Annotated in this window: 17 protein-coding genes; 3 read left to right on the top strand and 14 right to left on the bottom strand. The window is 63.0% G+C overall.

Features of this window, described 5'->3' with window-relative positions:
* Positions 1–60 precede the first annotated feature (60 nt).
* From KC8_RS04940 to KC8_RS04885, 12 genes are all read right to left on the bottom strand, one after another.
* On the bottom strand, positions 61–1,410 hold the full coding sequence (locus KC8_RS04940) for a serine hydrolase domain-containing protein (RefSeq protein ID WP_010124351.1): 1,350 nt from the start codon (positions 1,408–1,410) through the stop codon (positions 61–63).
* Complete coding sequence (locus KC8_RS04935; RefSeq protein WP_010124352.1) at positions 1,391–2,863, bottom strand: alginate export family protein; 1,473 nt, start codon at positions 2,861–2,863, stop codon at positions 1,391–1,393. Before KC8_RS04935 ends, KC8_RS04940 begins: the two co-directional genes overlap by 20 nt.
* Before the next feature lie 198 nt (positions 2,864–3,061).
* Positions 3,062–4,030, bottom strand: a complete 969-nt coding sequence (locus KC8_RS04930) for a sensor domain-containing diguanylate cyclase (protein ID WP_010124353.1) — start codon at positions 4,028–4,030, stop codon at positions 3,062–3,064.
* Between the two features lie 208 nt (positions 4,031–4,238).
* Positions 4,239–6,566, bottom strand: a complete 2,328-nt coding sequence (locus KC8_RS04925) for a TonB-dependent receptor (RefSeq protein WP_010124354.1) — start codon at positions 6,564–6,566, stop codon at positions 4,239–4,241.
* 474 nt (positions 6,567–7,040) lie between these two features.
* Positions 7,041–8,336, bottom strand: a complete 1,296-nt coding sequence (locus KC8_RS04920) for an O-acetylhomoserine aminocarboxypropyltransferase/cysteine synthase family protein (protein WP_010124355.1) — start codon at positions 8,334–8,336, stop codon at positions 7,041–7,043.
* 141 nt (positions 8,337–8,477) lie between these two features.
* Positions 8,478–9,284 carry a TrmH family RNA methyltransferase gene (locus tag KC8_RS04915; protein WP_010124356.1) on the bottom strand — a complete coding sequence of 269 codons (807 nt, stop codon included), beginning with the start codon at positions 9,282–9,284 and terminating at the stop codon, positions 8,478–8,480.
* A 40-nt stretch (positions 9,285–9,324) separates the two neighbouring features.
* Positions 9,325–9,606, bottom strand: coding sequence for an HPr family phosphocarrier protein (locus tag KC8_RS04910; RefSeq protein WP_010124357.1), 282 nt, complete (start codon positions 9,604–9,606; stop codon positions 9,325–9,327).
* Positions 9,603–10,007, bottom strand: a complete 405-nt coding sequence (locus tag KC8_RS04905) for a PTS sugar transporter subunit IIA (RefSeq protein ID WP_010124359.1) — start codon at positions 10,005–10,007, stop codon at positions 9,603–9,605. Before KC8_RS04905 ends, KC8_RS04910 begins: the two co-directional genes overlap by 4 nt.
* Positions 10,008–10,955: an RNase adapter RapZ gene (rapZ, locus tag KC8_RS04900; protein ID WP_037495595.1), complete on the bottom strand. Its 948-nt coding sequence runs from the start codon at positions 10,953–10,955 to the stop codon at positions 10,008–10,010.
* Positions 10,952–11,401, bottom strand: coding sequence for an HPr kinase/phosphorylase (locus tag KC8_RS04895; RefSeq protein WP_010124361.1), 450 nt, complete (start codon positions 11,399–11,401; stop codon positions 10,952–10,954). Before KC8_RS04895 ends, rapZ begins: the two co-directional genes overlap by 4 nt.
* On the bottom strand, positions 11,398–12,972 hold the full coding sequence (locus KC8_RS04890; protein WP_010124362.1) for a sensor histidine kinase: 1,575 nt from the start codon (positions 12,970–12,972) through the stop codon (positions 11,398–11,400). Before KC8_RS04890 ends, KC8_RS04895 begins: the two co-directional genes overlap by 4 nt.
* Positions 12,941–13,651, bottom strand: a complete 711-nt coding sequence (locus KC8_RS04885; protein ID WP_010124364.1) for a response regulator transcription factor — start codon at positions 13,649–13,651, stop codon at positions 12,941–12,943. The genes KC8_RS04890 and KC8_RS04885 overlap by 32 nt, the downstream gene beginning before the upstream one ends.
* 206 nt (positions 13,652–13,857) lie before the next feature.
* Here KC8_RS04885 and KC8_RS04880 point away from each other — a divergent pair, with 206 nt between their 5' ends.
* The 3 genes from KC8_RS04880 (at position 13,858) to KC8_RS04870 (ending at position 16,411) form a co-directional block, all read left to right on the top strand.
* Positions 13,858–15,456, top strand: coding sequence for a phosphoenolpyruvate carboxykinase (locus KC8_RS04880; protein ID WP_010124365.1), 1,599 nt, complete (start codon positions 13,858–13,860; stop codon positions 15,454–15,456).
* Positions 15,457–15,550: 94 nt separating this feature from the next.
* Positions 15,551–16,012 carry a hypothetical protein gene (locus KC8_RS04875; RefSeq protein ID WP_010124366.1) on the top strand — a complete coding sequence of 154 codons (462 nt, stop codon included), beginning with the start codon at positions 15,551–15,553 and terminating at the stop codon, positions 16,010–16,012.
* Positions 16,013–16,042: 30 nt separating this feature from the next.
* Positions 16,043–16,411, top strand: a complete 369-nt coding sequence (locus KC8_RS04870) for a hypothetical protein (RefSeq protein WP_010124367.1) — start codon at positions 16,043–16,045, stop codon at positions 16,409–16,411.
* A 4-nt stretch (positions 16,412–16,415) separates the two neighbouring features.
* Here KC8_RS04870 and KC8_RS04865 read toward each other — a convergent pair whose 3' ends face one another.
* Both KC8_RS04865 and KC8_RS04860 read right to left on the bottom strand, forming a co-directional pair.
* Entirely contained in the window at positions 16,416–16,967 is a 552-nt protein-coding gene (locus tag KC8_RS04865; protein WP_010124368.1) for an SEL1-like repeat protein, read from the bottom strand.
* Positions 16,964–17,401 carry an NfeD family protein gene (locus KC8_RS04860; protein ID WP_010124369.1) on the bottom strand — a complete coding sequence of 146 codons (438 nt, stop codon included), beginning with the start codon at positions 17,399–17,401 and terminating at the stop codon, positions 16,964–16,966. Before KC8_RS04860 ends, KC8_RS04865 begins: the two co-directional genes overlap by 4 nt.

Here is a 17,401-nt window from a genome sequence, read left to right as displayed (position 1 = left end):
AATGCCGCGCGACGGGGCCGGACCGTTTAGTTCCGGCTCCGGCCCCGTCGTGAGCGGCGATCAGCGTTTGCGCATCAGATAGGTGGCGACCGCATCATAAGCGGGAAGCGATGTCGGATCATTGGCGGCATTGCCCGCTTTTGGATGCGAACTGAACCGCGCGATCACCATCTGGGCGGCGGGATCGACATAAATCGCCTGACCATGCACGCCGCGCGCGGTGAACGCGCCATGGGCGTTGTGGGAAACCCACCACATGCCGCGATAGCTCCACCCTTTCAGCAGGCCATAGCCGGCTTTCGCGAACGCGGCCTTGTCGCCGCCGGCGCGGATGCGCTGGATCGCGGCTTCGGGCACCAGCCGCTGGCCATTGATCGTGCCGCCTTCCAGCATGAGCTGGCCGATCCGGGCCATATCGCGCAGGCCCGCATTCAGGCCGCCGCCGGCAAAGGGCGTGCCGATGGAATCGACCGTGTAATAGGCGTCCTGTTCGGCGCCCATCTTGCTCCAGATCCGTTCCGACAAAAGCTGCGCCACCGATTTGCCGGTCTTGCGGGCGATAATCCAGCCAAGCGTGTCGGTGTTGATCGTCTTGTAGGCGAAGGCCTGGCCGTGCTCGCCCTGTTTCTGCACGGTTTGGAGATATTCCCAATAGGTGCGCGGGCCTGTGTAGCCGGGGGGCTTGGGCAGTGCGCTGCCGGCCGCGCCAAAGGTCCACACCTCGGCCTTGGGATCGGCATAATCCTCGCTATATTTCAGGCCCGTCGTCATTTCGAGCACCTGCCGCACGGTGGCATCGCCGAACGCGCTGTTCGCCAGTTCGGGAATGATCGTGCCGACCGTCTGCTTTTCGTCGATCACGCCTTCGGCCACCAATGTTTCGCCAAGCAAGCCGGTGAGCGATTTCGTGACCGACATCGCGCCGTGCTGGCCGGCCTGATCGAGGCAGCCCGAATAGCGTTCATAGACCACCGCGCCCTTGTGCAGCACGACGATGCCATCGGTGTAATTGGCGTCGAACGCGGCCGCCCACGTCATCGGGGCGCCGCCGCCCAGCGGGGTAAAGGTGACGGCATCGATGCCGCTATCCATCCTGCGCGCGAACGGGATCGGCGCGTTCAACCCCCGGCTGACGCCCGTCGTGGGCATGAGCTGGCGGAAATGGCACACCGTCCAGCGCGATTTGGGGAAGTTGAAGAAATCCGGATCCGTGCCGCGGATGATCTTGTCGGCGGGCGGGGGCGATCCGGCCATCCAGCCGACCTTGCGGGGATCGGATTCCGCGGCCGTCATCACCGTGCCCTCGCTGGCCGAACTGATCGCCGGCAGCAGCACCGTGCCAAATGCGATGGTGAGCACGGCAGCGGCGGCCGAGGTGCCGACGCCGAGTTTAGAAGTTGACCACGACATTGACGAACGCTCCTGTCCAAAGGGGTGATTTGTTCGCGGTGATGGTGTCGATCCCCCGGCCGGGTTTGGAAACGCTGAACCCGGCCGTCAGATAGGTGTTCGGGTTGATGATCCGATTATATTCGATGAAGAAATCATCCGAGAGGTGATGGCGGGTGACACCGGCGATCGGGTTGACGATGCCATCTATCACTTCGACGCGGGTGGCCTGGCCGAACTGGATCGGGCTTAGCAGCTTGTTTGCGCTGATCCGCGCGGCGCGCAGGGTGATCGTGTCCTTTTGCGTTGGCCCCACCGCCAGCGCGATCTGGTGCGCGTTGATGTTCGAATTGATGAACACCATCGACGATTTGGAGCCGGTGGACCAGGAACTGGGGCTGCCTTCGTAATAAAGCGGGTCGAACCGTTCGAGCTTCGTCGTATCGGGATCATCGCCGGAAAAGGTTTGATAAGAATATGTCAGCGTGGGTTTCCACGGGCTATCGGCGAAAGTGTAGCCGATCTGGGCGCGGCCGGCCCATGCCGACAGGTCGGGCGTATTGTTCCATTCATAAGCGTAGTCGATGGCGAAGAAGAGGTTCTTCAGTGCCCCGCCAAGCGGATTGCCGCGCCCGTAAAAATTCACGAAATTCAGGCCGTTGCGCGCGCCAGGCAGGATGCTGGGCACGCCGATGCCGCCGGGCGCCGCCTGGGGGTAGGGGGCGTTGGACGTGAGCACCGCGCCCATCGTCACGCCGACGAAGCGACCGGGCTGCCCATCATAGCGCACGTCACCGCCCACTATGCGGGTGTTGCTGTCATTATTGTCGGATTCATTGGCGTTGAGGAAAAATGCGGTGGCGGTGAAGCCATTTTTGTCGATTTTGGCCAGCCCCGCCATTTCCCATGCCTTGTGCGGCCCCAATTTCAGCGCGCCGCGGGAAAAGCCGCTCGATCCGCCATTGGCGAGCAGCATCCCCGTGCCGGCTTTATATTCGCGCGGCCCGGCGGATATGTCGAACGACCAACCATCATTGCTGCCCGCGCGCAGGCCGAGATAGCCTTCTTCCAAGGTGAGGCGGCCGGTGTCGCCGGTATCGAAGGCGTCCTTGCCAAGCGTTCCCGACAGCACGACTGATCCCTTGCCGTAAACGGTCAGCCCGTTGCCGGCTTCACGGGTGAAACTGATGCCGGGTTTGACATAGGCTTCCAGCCACGCGGTATCGGACTGGAACCTGGCCGTGGGGGCGAATGTTTCGGCGAAGTTCCAGAATAGATTGCGTTCGCCGACAAGGTTGAGGCCCGCCTGCAGATGCGCGCGGATCGCCAGCCCGTCGCTATCGCGCAACACCATCGGATCGCGCGCACCCGCGTCTTCGGCCAGCGCGGCATATGGCGTGAACAGGGCGAAGGCGATGAATAAGGTTACGGCGGGCCGCCCGGTGATGGTGCCGTGGCCGTCGGATGGTTTCATCCGTCACTCCCCCTCGACAAGCTTGCCGTGCCGTCAATATTGCAGCGAAACGACGCGCCGAAAACCTTTATGTGATGGGAGTTTGCCAGCGTCTCGATCCGGCTGTCTCAGCCCCCATGCACCGCCCCTGTGCTGCTTGCCCGATCAATCGGTGCAGCATCAGGCTGAACAATCGAAGCCGGCGTGGGGTTCCGTCGATCAGGCGAAGTGGAAACGCGCAGCCCCGGGCTGGCCGCCGGTGGCGGCGGCATCCGCCTGCCGGGCGGTGCGCAGTGCAGCGTCGGCGGCCTGGAACATGCCTTCCGCGTCATAAGAAAACGGGCTGTCGGCCAGCGCGATCCCGGCCGATGGGGCAAGCGCCAGCAATTGGCCGTGCCAGAAGATCGGTGCGGCAAGCTGGCGAAGCAGCCGATCGATCCTGCGTTCAAGGCCGGTGATCGTGCGCTGGGCGCTAGTGAGCACCGCGAACCGGGCACCTTCGATACGGGCGACCAGCAGCGCATCGCCAAAGGCCGAAGATAGCCGGGTCGCGATGGTTTGCAGGCAGGCATCGCCCGCCGCGTGCCCCTGCATATCGTTGATCGGTTTCAGGCCAGCCGCATCGATCAGCACCAGCGCGCCCAATGGCGACAGGGCCGGGGCGGATTGCGGGGCGTTCAGGAAGCGGTTGTGAAAGGCGCCACGATTGGCAAGCCCGGTCAGCGCATCCTGTTCGGCCAGCTTGCGCATCGCTTCCCAGCGCGCGCGTTCTTCGGTGATGTCCTGTTTCAGCCCGTAAAGCCGGGTAGGGCGGCCATTGTGGCAGATGACGTCGGCGGTCAGCCGCATCCAGCGTCGATCGCCATCCATGCGCGAGATTTCGGCATCCAGCGTGAAACCGCGCTGGCGGGCGATCGCTTCGGCGCGCAGCCATTCCATCGCTTCGCGTGATTCATCGCAATACATGCCGACGATATCGCGGCGATCGATCTTCGATCCCTGCGGAATGCCGAAAAGATGGAAGACGCCGGTCGTCCAGTTCAGCGTTTCGGTCGCCAGATCGCATTCCCACGCGCCGATGCCGGCCAGCGCCGATGCCTGATCCAGCAGGTCGCCTGCCCCCGTTGGGGCGGACGGAACACTCCGTGGGGCCAACGCGCGCCGATGTTCGATCCAGTGCCGGGTCATGCGACCCACCGGAAATCTAGTGTCCATCTCGCTTGAATCTTACCCACTGGATGATCGTTAGGCCCGACCCGTTAACGGTGTGTTATCTTTGGCCGGCACGGAAGGCAGGTTGGCCCGCCGCCGGAGCAGCGGGCCTCCCAATGCTTTAATATATAGCGATTTTCTATTTTCCGGATGATGCCATCCGGCTGAAAATCGCTTTATCCGATCAGTAGTTGAACTTCACATCGACGCCGAACTTGCGGGGTTCGGCGAAATAGGCGCCGCCAAAGCCCAGCCCGCCGAAATCGATGCCGTAAGCCAGCTTGTCGTTATCGAGCAGGTTTTCGCCATAGACGGCCACTTCCATCTTCGCCCCGCTGCCGCCGAGCGCGATTTCCGAAAGCGTGAGGCGGCCGTTCAGCGTTCCCTGGCCCGGCGATGCAACATCTTCGTTGAAGGTGTTCACCCGATCCAGCGGGAAGAAGTACATCTTGGTACGGTAGGAATAATCCACCCGCGCGGACAATTCGCCAAAGCCGAACGACGGGAAATCATATTGCCCCGCGACGCTCCAGTTCCATTTCGGGATGTTGGAGAAGCGCGCTTCGTCGGCGACGTCGATCACCGTGTTGGTCGCCGGATCACGGAAATCGAAGCGCTTGAACTTGGCATCGGTATAGCCGAACGAACCGCTGAACGTCAGGCCGTCGACGGGCACGGCCGTGCCTTCGAATTCGACACCCTGCACCACCGCCTTGCCGGCATTCAGGATGATCGAGGTCGCGCCGCCGCTGCCGGACGCGAACTGGTTGATCTGCCGGTCCTTGTAATTGGTGCGGTAGAGCGAAAGGTTGGTGCGCAGGCGGCGATCGAACCATTCGGCTTTGATGCCGGCTTCATAGGCCAGCACCTTTTCGGGATCGAAGCCGTTCTTCGACGATGTGCGCGGATTGAAGCCGCCACCCTTGTAACCGGTCGAAACCCGGCCATAGACCATGATGTCGTCGGTGAACTTGTAGTTGACCGAAGTTAGCCACGACAGATTGGTGAAATCCTGATGGCCAGTTACATTTGGCGTTGGCGGCGTATTGTCGATGAAGATGGTCTTGTAATCCAACGTATAACGCAGGCCACCGGTGAGTTCCAACTTGCCGTCCAGCGCCGATGGGCGCCAGCTGACCTGGCCGAAGATCGCGTAGGATTCAGCGGTGCCACCGAAGGATGCGGGCGGGAAGGCGTTGACGCCGATAAGGTCAAGCCCGGGGTTCAATGCGATCACCGCATCGGCCACGGCCGTCGGGAAACCAAGGTTGGCAAGACCGGCTGGCGTTGTAACCAGCGTCAGGAACTGGCGGTTAAATTCACGCGCCTTTTCATGGAAATAATAAGCGCCGCCGACATAATTGATATCGCCGACCTGGCCCGTCGCCTGAAATTCCTGCGAATATTGCGACTGTTTTTGCGGTGCGTTGTTGCCCTGATAGGTCGTCACCCGCTGGACCGACGTCAAGGTTGGCGATGTCCCGTCGAACACGACGCCCAGCAGATCGCCGTTACCGCTCAGCCCCAGGATCGTGTCCTGCGAGAATTTGCGATAGGCGCTGATCGATTTCAGCGTCAGGAAATCGCCGGCTTCATATTCCAGGGTCAGCGAATGGCCCTGCGCCTTGGCGCGCGAATCCCAGCGATAATTGCCGTTGCGATCGGTGAAACCTTCCTGGAGACCGTTGCGCAGGCGCTTGCGGGTGAAAATCAGTGGATCGCCGCCCAGCGATTCCGACCGGCCGAAATAGGTGGCCACGGCCTGTGATGCGCCGACAAGCTGGAAATAGGGCGGCACACCTTTGCGGTCATTCCAGTCGAAGCTGTAGTCGACCTTGAAATTGTCCGAAATATCACCGTGGACGCGAATCCAGATCGCATCGCTGTTCAGCGCGTTGGGATCGAGGCGATCGGGTGTCTGCGCGTTATCGACCCAGCCGTCCTTCTGCCGATGCAGATAGGATAATGTCGCCTTAAACGGCGATCCGCCGATGAAACCGGTGTTGATCGTCGTCTTGGTGTACCAGCTGTCGAAGCTGCCATAGCCGAGCTTTTGTTCCAGCCCGAATTCGTCGGTGGGCTTGCGCGATACCAGTTGCACCGCGCCGCCGATGGTGTTGCGGCCGAACAGCGTGCCCTGCGGCCCGCGCAGCACTTCGACCCGTTCGAGATCGACCAGATCGAGGATCGCGCCGCCGGTGCGGGCGATATAGACGCCATCGAGATACATGCCGACGCCGGGTTCGGCGACGGCCGAAGGCTCCGTCTGGCCGACGCCGCGGATCAGGATCGACGCGGCGGTCAGGCTGGATGGTTGCCGTGAAATGACGAGGTTCGGCGTGAACTGCGCGATCTTGTCGACCTGTTGGATGTTCTGCCGATCCAGAAAGTTCTGCGAGAAGGCCGTGATCGAAACCGGCGTATCCTGCAGCGCTTCGGCGGTGCGCCGCGCCGTCACCACGATTTCTTCGAGCTGCCCCTTGTTGGCCGTCGCTTCCTGCGCGTGGGCCATGAAGGGCGTTAGCAGGCTGACGGTACTAAGTAGCAGAAGTTGCGTAGTTTTCTTTTTGGACATTTTGTATCCTCCCGGAATTATTAATATGATTTTTTTGGTTTTTGGCAGGGATTGGCTCAAGCAAATCCTCAGCTGTAACAGCTATTACAATCTGGTTTGGCGTTCCCCCACGGCGCCCGCATCTTAAATGATCGGTTTTCGATTTTTTTGCCTCTTGTTTTTCGATTTATCAGTAAGTTTTGTAGCAATGTTGCTCTGTTGCAACTCTTACATAGATGAATTTTATTCATTTTGGTTGCGCGGCGTAACCTTCTGTCGCGGGCGGCACGGGCAAATGATGTCCATAAAAATAGCCGGCCGGACGCAGTAGGGCGGTGCCGCCCCCAAACCAAAACGGCCGATCATCCCAACGAGATGACCGGCCGCATGGGCTGATGCTGTGAAGGTGGCCCTTGCCGGAGCCGCCGGATTTTATCCCGCGCGGTCGAGCGCCTGGCCGAGATCGGCAAGAATATCGTCGATATGTTCCAGCCCGATCGACAGGCGAACATAGCCATCCGAAACGCCCGTGGCCGCTTGCTCGTCCGCCGAAAGCTGAGAATGGGTGGTCGATGCCGGGTGGATCGCGAGGCTGCGTGAATCCCCGATGTTGGCGACATGGTAGAATAGTTCGAGCGCGTCGATGAAACGCCGCCCGGCTTCGCGCCCGCCGGCCAGTTCGAAGCCGAGCAGCCCGCCCAGCCCGCCCGTCAGATAGCGGTCGGCGCGTTCACGCTGGATGCCGGTTTGCACCGACGGATGGATCACCCGCGTCACATCCTTGCGGGTGCCAAGATAGTCGACGACCTTCAGCGCGTTGGCGCAGTGGCGCGGCATCCGCAGCGGCAATGTTTCGACGCCCTGGATCAGCTGGAACGCGTTGAACGGCGACAGCGCGGCACCCAGATCGCGCAGCAGCACGGTGCGCGCGCGCAGCACATAAGCGATTGGCCCCAGCGGCTTGGCGGCCTCTGCCCACACCGCGCCATGGTAGCTGGGATCGGGCGTGTTCAGCAGCGGCTGGCGTTCGGGAAAGGCGCCCCAGTCGAAATTGCCGCCATCCACGATCATCCCGCCGATCGACGTTCCATGGCCGCCAATATATTTGGTGGTCGAATAAACGACGATCGCGGCCCCATGATCGAGCGGACGGGCGAGCAGCGGGGCGGCCGTATTGTCGACGATCAGCGGAATGCCGAGCGGCCGCCCGATCGCCGCGATCTCGGCGATCGGGCAGACGACCAGCTTGGGATTGGGCAGCGTTTCGACATAATAAGCGCGGGTGCGATCATCGGTGGCGCGGGCGAAGGCCTGCGGATCGGCGGGGTCGACGAAGCGCACCTCGATCCCCATGTCGCGCAGCGTGTTGGCGAACAGATTATAGGTGCCGCCATACAGATCGGTGCCGCTGACGATATTGTCGCCGGCGCGGGCAAGGTTCTGGACGGCATAAGCCGATGCGGCCTGGCCGGACGCGACCGCGAGCGCGGCAGCCCCGCCTTCAAGCGCTGCGATCCGCTGTTCCAGAATGTCGGTCGTCGGGTTGCCGATCCGCGTGTAGATGTTGCCGAGTTCCTTCAGTGCGAACAGGTTCGACGCATGTTCGGCATCGCGGAACTGATAGGATGTGGTTTGGTACATGGGCGGCGCAACGGCGCCCGTGGCGGGATCGGCACGCCAGCCCGCATGCAGGGCCAGGGTTTCAGGGTGCAGACCGCGTTTCGTCACGTTATCAATCCTTTCCGGCGATGAATGCCAGACATTAGGGCCTGATCCCCTGCGGTGGAAGCGCGGATCCGCCCGTTGTTGAAGGCTTAGGCCGGGGATGCCCGGCAGGCCCGCCTGCAAGGCCAGGCCGCGCGCCTGATCCTACCCGCGCAAGCGGCGCTGGTTGAGCACTTCATAAGCCATCACCGCCGTCGCCACCGCCGCGTTCAGGCTGTCGGCCTTGCCCAGCATCGGCATCTTGACCAGCAGATCGCATTCGGCGGCGTAATCGTCGGGCAGGCCTTGCGCTTCGTTGCCGACAAGGACGAAGGTGGGCGCGGCATAGCGCGGGGCCTGATAATCATGTTCGGTATCGAGGCTCATGCCGACAAGCTGGCCGGGGCCGGCGCGAAGCCAGCCCAGGAATTCGGGCCAGCGGGCCTGTGCGATATGCTGGGTGAACAAGGCGCCCATCGATGCGCGAACCGCTTCAACCGAGAAGGGATCGACGCAATCGTCGATGAGGATCAGCCCGCCCGCGCCCACGGCATCGCCGGTGCGCAGGATCGTGCCGAGATTGCCCGGATCGCGCATCGACTGGGCAACGATCCAAATGCTGGCGGTGTTGCGATCGATCGCATCGAGGCCGGTGGCGAATTCGTCATAGACGCCGATCACCGTTTGCGGATTATCCTTGCCGGACAGCTTGTGGAGGATGTCGCGACCGGTTTCGATCGCTTCTCCGCCGGTGCTTTCCACGGCATGGATCAGATCCTGCACCAGCCGGTGGCCGGCGGAATCGGCGGCGAAGAAGATGTAGCGCGGGATGCGCCCCGCTTCGCGGGCTTCGGTGAGGATGCGCAAGCCTTCGGCGAGGAACATCCCTTCCTCGCGGCGGTGGCGTTTTTCGCGCAACGAACGGATCCGCTTGATCAGCGGATTGGAAAAGGCGGTGATCTGGCGGGTCATGTGCTGGTCCCATCGCGCTCCCTGATGGAAGCGTGACGGCTTACTCCTCGCCGAACTTGGCTTCGACGAGTTCGCACAGCGCGGTGAGCGCGCGATCCGCGTCCTTGCCGGCGGCCGAAATCATGATGCTGTCGCCCATCGCGGCGCCGAGCATCATCAGCCCCATGATCGACGTGCCGGCAACCTTCGATCCGTCCTTTTCGACCTCGATGGTCGCGGCCTGGCCGCTGGCCAGGGTGACGAACTTGGCGCTGGCGCGGGCATGCAGGCCGCGCTTGTTGGTGATCTGGACGGCGCGCTGGAGAATGGCGTCGCCGTTCATGCGGCCTCGCCGAGCACTTCGGAGGCGACCGAGATATATTTCCGTCCAGCCTCTCGTGCGGCTGCGACGGCGGCTTTGACCTTCATCATCTTGCGGGCTCCTTCCAGGCGGATCAGCATGGGCAGGTTGATACCGGCGATCACTTCGACGCGGCCGGGTTCCATCAGGGAAATGGCAAGGTTCGACGGCGTGCCGCCGAACAGATCGGTCAGCAGGATCACGCCAGATCCCCGATCGACCCCGGCCACCGCGGCGGCAATATCCGCACGGCGCGCCTCCATGTCGTCATCCGGGCCGATGCAGATCGCTTCGATCGCATCCTGCGGTCCAACCACATGTTCCATCGCGACGATGAATTCGGCAGCAAGCCGACCATGCGTCACCAGCACCAATCCGATCATTCAACCACCCGAAGAAATCTGTTTCGCGCCATTATTTGGCATCCTCTCCAACGAGTCGTGCGGCGCCGAGGCGAGGTCACGATGGCTCACATTCGGAGAAAATGCCGCGCCGCGCAACCGTGCCGCTACCCGCTCGGTAACGTGGACCGAACGATGCCGCCCGCCGGTGCAGCCGAACGCCACCGTGACATAGGATTTTCCCTCGGCGGCGTAACGCGGCAGCAGCAGCAGCAGCAGTTCTTCAATCCGCGAAACCGCGGCCTCATATGCGGGGTCTTCGGCGATATAATCGCCTACGGCCGCATCCAGCCCGGTCAGCGGGCGCAGCACCTCATCCCAGTGGGGATTGCGCAGGAACCGCATGTCGAACACCAGATCGGCGTTGCGCGGCACGCCACGCGAAAAGCCGAACGACATCACCGTCAATGTCGGCTGATCCGTTTCGGCGCCGCCGAAATGCTGGCGCAATTCGCGCTGCAGGGCGTTGGTGGTGGTTTCGGTGGTATCCACCACCAGATCGGCGGACTGGCGCAGATCGGCCATCAGTTCGCGTTCGCGGGCGATGCCGTCGGCCGCAGGGCGATCGAGGGCCAGCGGATGGCGGCGGCGCGTTTCCGAATAGCGGCGCTGCAATTCGGCGCCGCTGCAATCGAGGAACAGCACTTCGATATCGTCGCCCCGTTCATCGCGCAGCTGGCGAATGGTGCGGACGATCGCGCCCGCATCGAAGCCGCGCGTCCGGCTGTCGATGCCAAAGGCCAGCGGGCGGCTGCCATCGTCCGCACCTTCGGGCAATGGGGTGCCGAGCAGGCGATTGAGCAGCGACAAGGGCAGGTTGTCGACAACCTCCCAGCCCATATCCTCGAACGTGTTGAGCGCGGTGGATTTGCCCGCACCGGACATGCCGGTGACGAGAAGGATGTGCCGTGGCCGGCTGGCGACTGTCATGATTGAGCCGGCAGGCCGAAGCGGGCGAGCGCGAGTTCGAGCTTGATCGGGGCCGATGCCTCCAGCCCGGCCAGCGCGATCACCGGCAGGCGCAGGCCGGCGACGGGGCGGGTGGGGGCCATATCGTCGGGCATCCGTTCGACCATCTCGTCGAGCAGGGCCATCAACGCGATGGGCGCGCTGGCCATCGCCGCCATTTCGACAATGCCCAGGCCGCGAACCTCGATCTTGCCGGCGATATTGGCAGGGGCGCTGGCCACCAGCCCATCACCCACGCGGCGAACGATGGTGTAATCGTCGCTGATCAGTCGCGCGCCCCGATCGATCAGCCGCAATGCCAGATCGGATTTGCCCGAGCCGGACCGGCCATGGAGCAGTACCGCGCGGCCATCGATGGCGATGCACGACGCGTGGAGCGTTTCGGACGAGAGGGGCGGCACCGTCATCGTTCGGCTACCGGCAGGCGGATGATGAAGCGGGCGCCCGATGGCGCATCGTCGCGGTCCTGTACCATGATCGTCCCATTATGCGCCTCGACAATCGCCTTGGCGATAGCGAGGCCCAGGCCACTATGTTGGCCGAAAGCTTCGCCTTCCGGCCGGATGCTGTGAAATCGCTTGAAGATCGCTTCGCGCACTTCCGGGGCGACGCCCGGCCCCTCATCATCGATCCGGCAGACGATTTCGTCGCCGTCGCGGGTGGCCGCGATCTTCACCAGGCCGCCCGGCGGCGAAAAGCTGATGGCGTTGTCGACCAGGTTTTCGATGACGCGGGTCAATCGCGAACCATCGCCGTGCACGACGGCGGATCCGGCATGCGGGCGGGCAAAGGCCAGCCGTACGCCGGAACTGGTGCCCCGCTTTTCACGCGCGTCGACAAGGCCTTCGATCATCTGGCCCAGATCGATGGTTTCGAAACGCGCGCGCGACAGTTCGGCATCAAGCCGGGACGCATCGGCGATGTCGGTGATCAGGCGATCGAGCCGGTGAACATCATCGCGGACCACATCGAGCAACTGATCCTGAAGCGCCGGATCCTTCACCTTTTCCAATGTCTCGACCGCCGAACGCAGCGAGGCGAGGGGGTTTTTCAATTCATGCGTGACGTCGGCCGCGAAGGCTTCGGTCGCGTCGATCCGCTGGCGCAGCGCGAGGCTCATGTCCGACAAGGCGCGGGCGAGCAGGCCGATTTCATCGCGACGCGATGGCAGGCGGGGCACCTGCACTTCGCGCGCACGGCCCAGACGGACACGGTGTGCGGCGCGCGCCAGCCTGCGCAAAGGCCGGACGATGGTGCGCGCCAGAAACAGCGACAGCAGAACGGACACGCTGATCACCATCGCCAGCACGATGCCCAGCCGCAGCCGTTCGGCGCGGACGATGCGAACGATATCGCGCGCATTTGTCGTGGTGAGCAGCGTCATGCCATTATCGTGCATCGGGGCTGCCGCCGAAATCACCGGCGTGCGATCGGGCGCCCGACGCATCACCGTTTCGGGGCGGCCGGAGGCACGGGCGGCCAGCGCTTCGGGCCATGCGGCCAGGGTGTCACGGGCTGGTTCGACGAACCGTTCCGGCTTATCCGCGCCGACGATGACGTCGATTGCCCTGTCCAGGAACCGGGCCGCCTGACGCTGCCAGCCTTCCTCCCCCGGATCGCGCAGCTGATAGGTGGGGGCGCCTTGCGACCAGCTGTCGAGCATGCGTGCGCCTGTATGGTCATAGACACGCAGGCGCAGCCCGCTCGTCTGTTCGAGTTTTTCGAGCAGGGCTGGCTGGCCATCGGCGGGCACGGCATCCAGCGCGTCGGCAATCAGGTGGGCCTGTGTGGCGGTCTGTTCCAGACGCGCGTCGATCAGCTTGGCGCGGTAGCTGTCCAGATAGAAGAAGCCACCCGCCAGCATGGCCAGCGCGAAAATATTGACCGCCAGAATCCGCGTCGTCAGCGACCAGCGCTTCGACCACATCAGCGCGAGATCGCGCTCATCACTCTTCCGCAAAGCGATACCCCACGCCATAAAGGGTCTCGATCGCCTTGAAATCCGAATCGACCTGCCGGAATTTGCGGCGCAGCCGCTTGATGTGGCTGTCGATCGTGCGATCGTCGACATAGACGTCGTCCTGATAGGCGGCATCCATCAGTTGATCGCGCGATTTCACGAATCCCGGCCGCTGGGCCAGCGCTTCGAGAATCAGAAATTCGGTGACGGTCAGCGTCACTTCCTTTCCGTTCCATTGGACGCGGTGGCGGGCGGGATCCATCGACAGCCGCCCGCGGATGATCCGTTCGGCAGGTGGCGTTTCGTTTTCTTCCGGCTCTGGCTGCGCGCGCGCATCGGTGCGGCGCAGGATCGCGCGGATGCGGGCGATGAGCAGCCGTTGCGAGAAAGGCTTTGTGATATAATCGTCCGCGCCCATGGCAAGGCCGAGCGCTTCGTCCAGTTCATCGTCCTTGCTGGTCAGGAAGATAGCGGGCACGGCGCTTTTTTCGCGCAGGCGACGCAGCAGCTCCATCCCGTCCAGCCTCGGCATCTTGATGTCGAGTACGGCAAGGTCCGGCGGGTTTTCGATCAACGCCTTCAACGCCGTTTCGCTGTCCGAATAGACGCGCACGACAAATCCTTCGGATTGAAGGGCAATCGAAACCGATGTCAGGATGTTGCGATCGTCATCGACGAGCGCGATCGAAGCCGCCATTGACCCTCCACCCCGCTATCTGGCCGGGTGGCCTGCCTAGCCCAAGCATCGGCACCCGGCAACCAACCTGCACGGTGTGTCGCAATGCAGCGCATTCGGGGCTTTGACCCTTGCGGTCTTGTCCTATATGCGCGCCCGTGACAGGGGGCACCCGCCTCCTTCGGCCCTGCCGAGACAGAATTTAGTCCTGTTGAAGGAGATCGTACGTGTCCAGCCGCATTCCCGCCCATGGCCTTACCGCCCAGGGCATCAATGTCGCAGCCCAGATTCACTGGAACCTGCCGACCGCGCCGCTGGTCGAAGAAGCCGTGCGCCGGGGCGAAGGCGTGCTGGCCAAGGACGGTCCGCTGGTCGTCCAGACCGGCAAGCACACCGGCCGCTCCGCCAACGACAAGTTCATCGTCCGCGATGCCGAAACCGAGGACACGGTGTGGTGGGGCAAGACCAACAAGGGCATGACGCCCGAACATTTCGCCGCGCTGAAGGAAGATTTCCTCAAGCATCTCGGCACCAAGGACACGCTGTTCGTGCAGGATCTGTTCGGTGGCTCGCAGCCCGAACACCGCGTGAACGTGCGCATCATCAACGAATTCGCCTGGCACAACCTGTTCATCAAGACGCTGCTGGTGCGCCCCGACGTGAGCGAACTGGCGGGCTTCCTGCCGGAATATACCATCATCGATCTGCCCAGCTTCCGCGCTGATCCGGCACGCCATGGCTGCCGTTCGGAAACCGTGGTCGCGGTCAACCTGTCCGAAAAGCTGATTCTGATCGGCGGCACCGCTTATGCCGGGGAAATGAAGAAGTCGGTGTTCGGCATCCTCAACTACAAGCTGCCCGTCGAAGGCATCATGCCGATGCATTGTTCGGCCAATATCGGCCCGAACGGCGACACGGCCGTGTTCTTCGGCCTGTCCGGCACCGGCAAGACGACGCTGTCCGCCGATGCCAGCCGCACGCTGATCGGCGACGACGAACATGGCTGGTCGGACACGGCGGTCTTCAATTTCGAAGGCGGCTGCTACGCCAAGATGATCCGCCTGTCGGCGGAAGCCGAACCGGAAATCTTCGCCACCACCAAGCGTTTCGGCACGGTGCTGGAAAATGTCGTGATCGATTTCGACACCCGCGAAATCGACCTTGATGACGACAGCCTGGCCGAAAACAGCCGTGGTTCGTATCCGATCGATTTCATCCCGAACGCGTCGGAACATAATCTCGGTCCGGTGCCCAAGAACATCATCTTCCTGACGGCGGACGCCTATGGCGTGCTTCCCCCGATCGCGAAGCTGACGCCGGATCAGGCGATGTATCACTTCCTGTCGGGCTACACCGCGCGCGTGGCCGGCACCGAAATCGGCGTGACCGAGCCGAGCGCGACCTTCTCGACCTGCTTTGGCGCGCCGTTCATGCCGCGTCACCCGTCGGTTTATGGCAATCTGCTGAAGGAGCGGATCGCCAAGGGTGGCGTCAATTGCTGGCTGGTCAACACCGGCTGGACGGGCGGTTCCTATGGCGTCGGCCAGCGTATGCCGATCAAGGCGACGCGCGCGCTGCTTAATGCCGCGCTCGATGGTTCGCTGAACAACGCCGAATTCGTGATCGACCCGAACTTCGGCTTCCAGGTGCCGCAGTCGGCAGCCGGCGTCGATTCGACGATCCTCAATCCGCGCGATACCTGGGCGGACAAGGACGGTTACGACGCCACGGCGCGCAAGCTGGTCACCCAGTTCATCGACAATTTCGCGCAGTTCGCGGATCATGTGGACGAAGGCGTGCGTCAGGCGGCGCCGAAGGCGGCCTGATCGGTTCCTTTTCGCTTCGAATTTGGGAAGGGCGCGTCCGGCAACGGGCGCGCCTTTTCTTTTGGGTGCAGGCTCGTCACCATGGTGGGCGGATATGACACATTCTGGACCATGCCTGTTTGCCGACGCGGCGGCGGTCCGCCGCATCGGCGAAGGCCTGATAGCGCGGACCTTGCCGCGGGAGGATTGGACACATGAGGCGCACATCGCGGCCTGTGTCTGGCTGCTGCGCGAACGGCCCGACATTCTGCCCGAACGCGATCTTCCAGCAATCATTGCGGCGTATAACGAAGCAGTTGGGGGCGTGAACGACGACAATCAGGGCTATCATGAAACGATAACCCAATGTTTCGTTCGCGCCACGCGCATCTATCTCGCGCGGGAGGGAGATTGCGATCTGCTCGGCGCGGTCAATGGCCAGCTCGGTGCGGCGGAAGGAAGACGGGAGTGGCCGTTGCATTTTTACAGCCGCGAACGATTGTTCACAGTTGATGCACGGCGGGGCTACGTGGAACCGGACCTCGCGCAGCTCCCTACTGTCATGGAACCATGTTAGGCTGTCGGCCTTGATAGTAAGGAATAGATCATGGGTCTTCTCGATGGACTGCTCGGCCAGGCCGGCAATATCGATCTCGACGCGCTGGCGTCGCAGGTGGGCATGTCGCCCGATGAACTGAAGACGGCCGGCGAATCGCTGCTCGGCAAGCTCGCCGGTGGCGGGCAGGATGTGGCGCAGGCGGCCATGGGCACGGCCAATGAAACCGGCCTTCCGCTCGATAAATTGCAGGCGCTATTGCCGGCATTGGCCGCGCAGTTCGGCGATGGTGGCGTCGAAGGACTGCTGGCCAAGTTCGGTGGCGTCGAGGGCATAGCCGGTGCGCTCGACCGCGACGGCGATGGCAATCCTGTCAACGATATCCTCGGCATGGCCAAGGGGCTGTTCGGCAAAAGCTAAGCGTTCAGGTGCGTGGTCCCGCCATGATCGCGTCATAGCGCGTGCGGGCGGGATCATAGCCGCTTTCCGCCAGTTTTTGGAGCAGTTTCAGCCCTTTCCGATAGGATGGCCTGGCGGCGCGGCCCTCGATGTGCATCATCGCGCGGGCGTATGCCGCCTGGGGTAGGCCGGGTTCATCCGCGCCGATCCTGTGCGAAATGACCCGGCCCGGCTGGCCGCTGACGCCGGGCGTATATATCCAGATCGTGCCGTTCTTGGGTGTCGCTGCAGCCTTATAAAGATCCTCGGCGCGTTCGACATCGCGGCTGATGCCATCGCCGGTTTCGAGGCGGCGGCCCAGTTCGGTCATCATCTTGCGATCGCCGGTGGCGGCCCAGCAACGCACCTGTTCGGTCCCCATCCGCCCGCGGATGGTGCCAAGGATCAGGTGGATATCGCCACGGGCGTCCCGGATCAGCGCGGCGATGCGTTCCACCTGTTCCGGCGGGCAGGATTTGGCCGATACGGGCTGCGGGTACGCCAGCAGCGCCATGATGACCGCGCCGATCCATTTCACAGGGGTTCGACCTCCAGCGTCGATCCGTGTGCGCCGACGATGCGGACGCGTGCGCCCGTGGGGGCATCGGGCCCGGTGGCATTCCATACGCCATCGCCCACCTTCACCCTGCCGCTGCCATCGCCGATCGGTTCGACCACGGTGACGATTTCGCCAACCAGCCGCGCGGTACGATCGTTCAACTGCGGATCGGGCGAGCGGGCCGGGTTGGCGGCCATGTAGCGCCGGCCGGCATAGACGGCGGCAAGCGCGGCGAGGCCGAACACCAGCGCCTGCAACGGCAGCGACAGATCGAACAGGAAAGCGACCACGCCGGTGGCGGCAGCCGCGGCGGCCAGCCAGATCAGGAAGAAGCCGGGCGCGACAATTTCTGCAATCGCCAGCACGATCGCGGCGATCAGCCAGATCCAGTGCGGATCGAGTTCGGACAGCAT

The sequence above is a fragment of the Sphingomonas sp. KC8 genome (assembly GCF_002151445.1).
Classification (GTDB): domain Bacteria; phylum Pseudomonadota; class Alphaproteobacteria; order Sphingomonadales; family Sphingomonadaceae; genus Sphingomonas_E.
Note: the sequence above shows the minus strand (reverse complement) of the source record. Positions and strands in the feature narration are given on the sequence as shown.

Coding starts and splice junctions, on each gene's coding strand:
- KC8_RS04940 (WP_010124351.1), bottom strand. CDS start 1,410: ATGTCGTGGTCAACTTCTAAACTCGGCGTCGGCACCTCGGCCGCCGCT.
- KC8_RS04935 (WP_010124352.1), bottom strand. CDS start 2,863: ATGAAACCATCCGACGGCCACGGCACCATCACCGGGCGGCCCGCCGTA.
- KC8_RS04930 (WP_010124353.1), bottom strand. CDS start 4,030: ATGACCCGGCACTGGATCGAACATCGGCGCGCGTTGGCCCCACGGAGT.
- KC8_RS04925 (WP_010124354.1), bottom strand. CDS start 6,566: ATGGCCCACGCGCAGGAAGCGACGGCCAACAAGGGGCAGCTCGAAGAA.
- KC8_RS04915 (WP_010124356.1), bottom strand. CDS start 9,284: ATGACCCGCCAGATCACCGCCTTTTCCAATCCGCTGATCAAGCGGATC.
- KC8_RS04910 (WP_010124357.1), bottom strand. CDS start 9,606: ATGAACGGCGACGCCATTCTCCAGCGCGCCGTCCAGATCACCAACAAG.
- KC8_RS04905 (WP_010124359.1), bottom strand. CDS start 10,007: ATGATCGGATTGGTGCTGGTGACGCATGGTCGGCTTGCTGCCGAATTC.
- rapZ (WP_037495595.1), bottom strand. CDS start 10,955: ATGACAGTCGCCAGCCGGCCACGGCACATCCTTCTCGTCACCGGCATG.
- KC8_RS04895 (WP_010124361.1), bottom strand. CDS start 11,401: ATGACGGTGCCGCCCCTCTCGTCCGAAACGCTCCACGCGTCGTGCATC.
- KC8_RS04890 (WP_010124362.1), bottom strand. CDS start 12,972: ATGGCGTGGGGTATCGCTTTGCGGAAGAGTGATGAGCGCGATCTCGCG.
- KC8_RS04885 (WP_010124364.1), bottom strand. CDS start 13,651: ATGGCGGCTTCGATCGCGCTCGTCGATGACGATCGCAACATCCTGACA.
- KC8_RS04875 (WP_010124366.1), top strand. CDS start 15,551: ATGACACATTCTGGACCATGCCTGTTTGCCGACGCGGCGGCGGTCCGC.
- KC8_RS04870 (WP_010124367.1), top strand. CDS start 16,043: ATGGGTCTTCTCGATGGACTGCTCGGCCAGGCCGGCAATATCGATCTC.
- KC8_RS04860 (WP_010124369.1), bottom strand. CDS start 17,401: ATGCTGTCCGAACTCGATCCGCACTGGATCTGGCTGATCGCCGCGATC.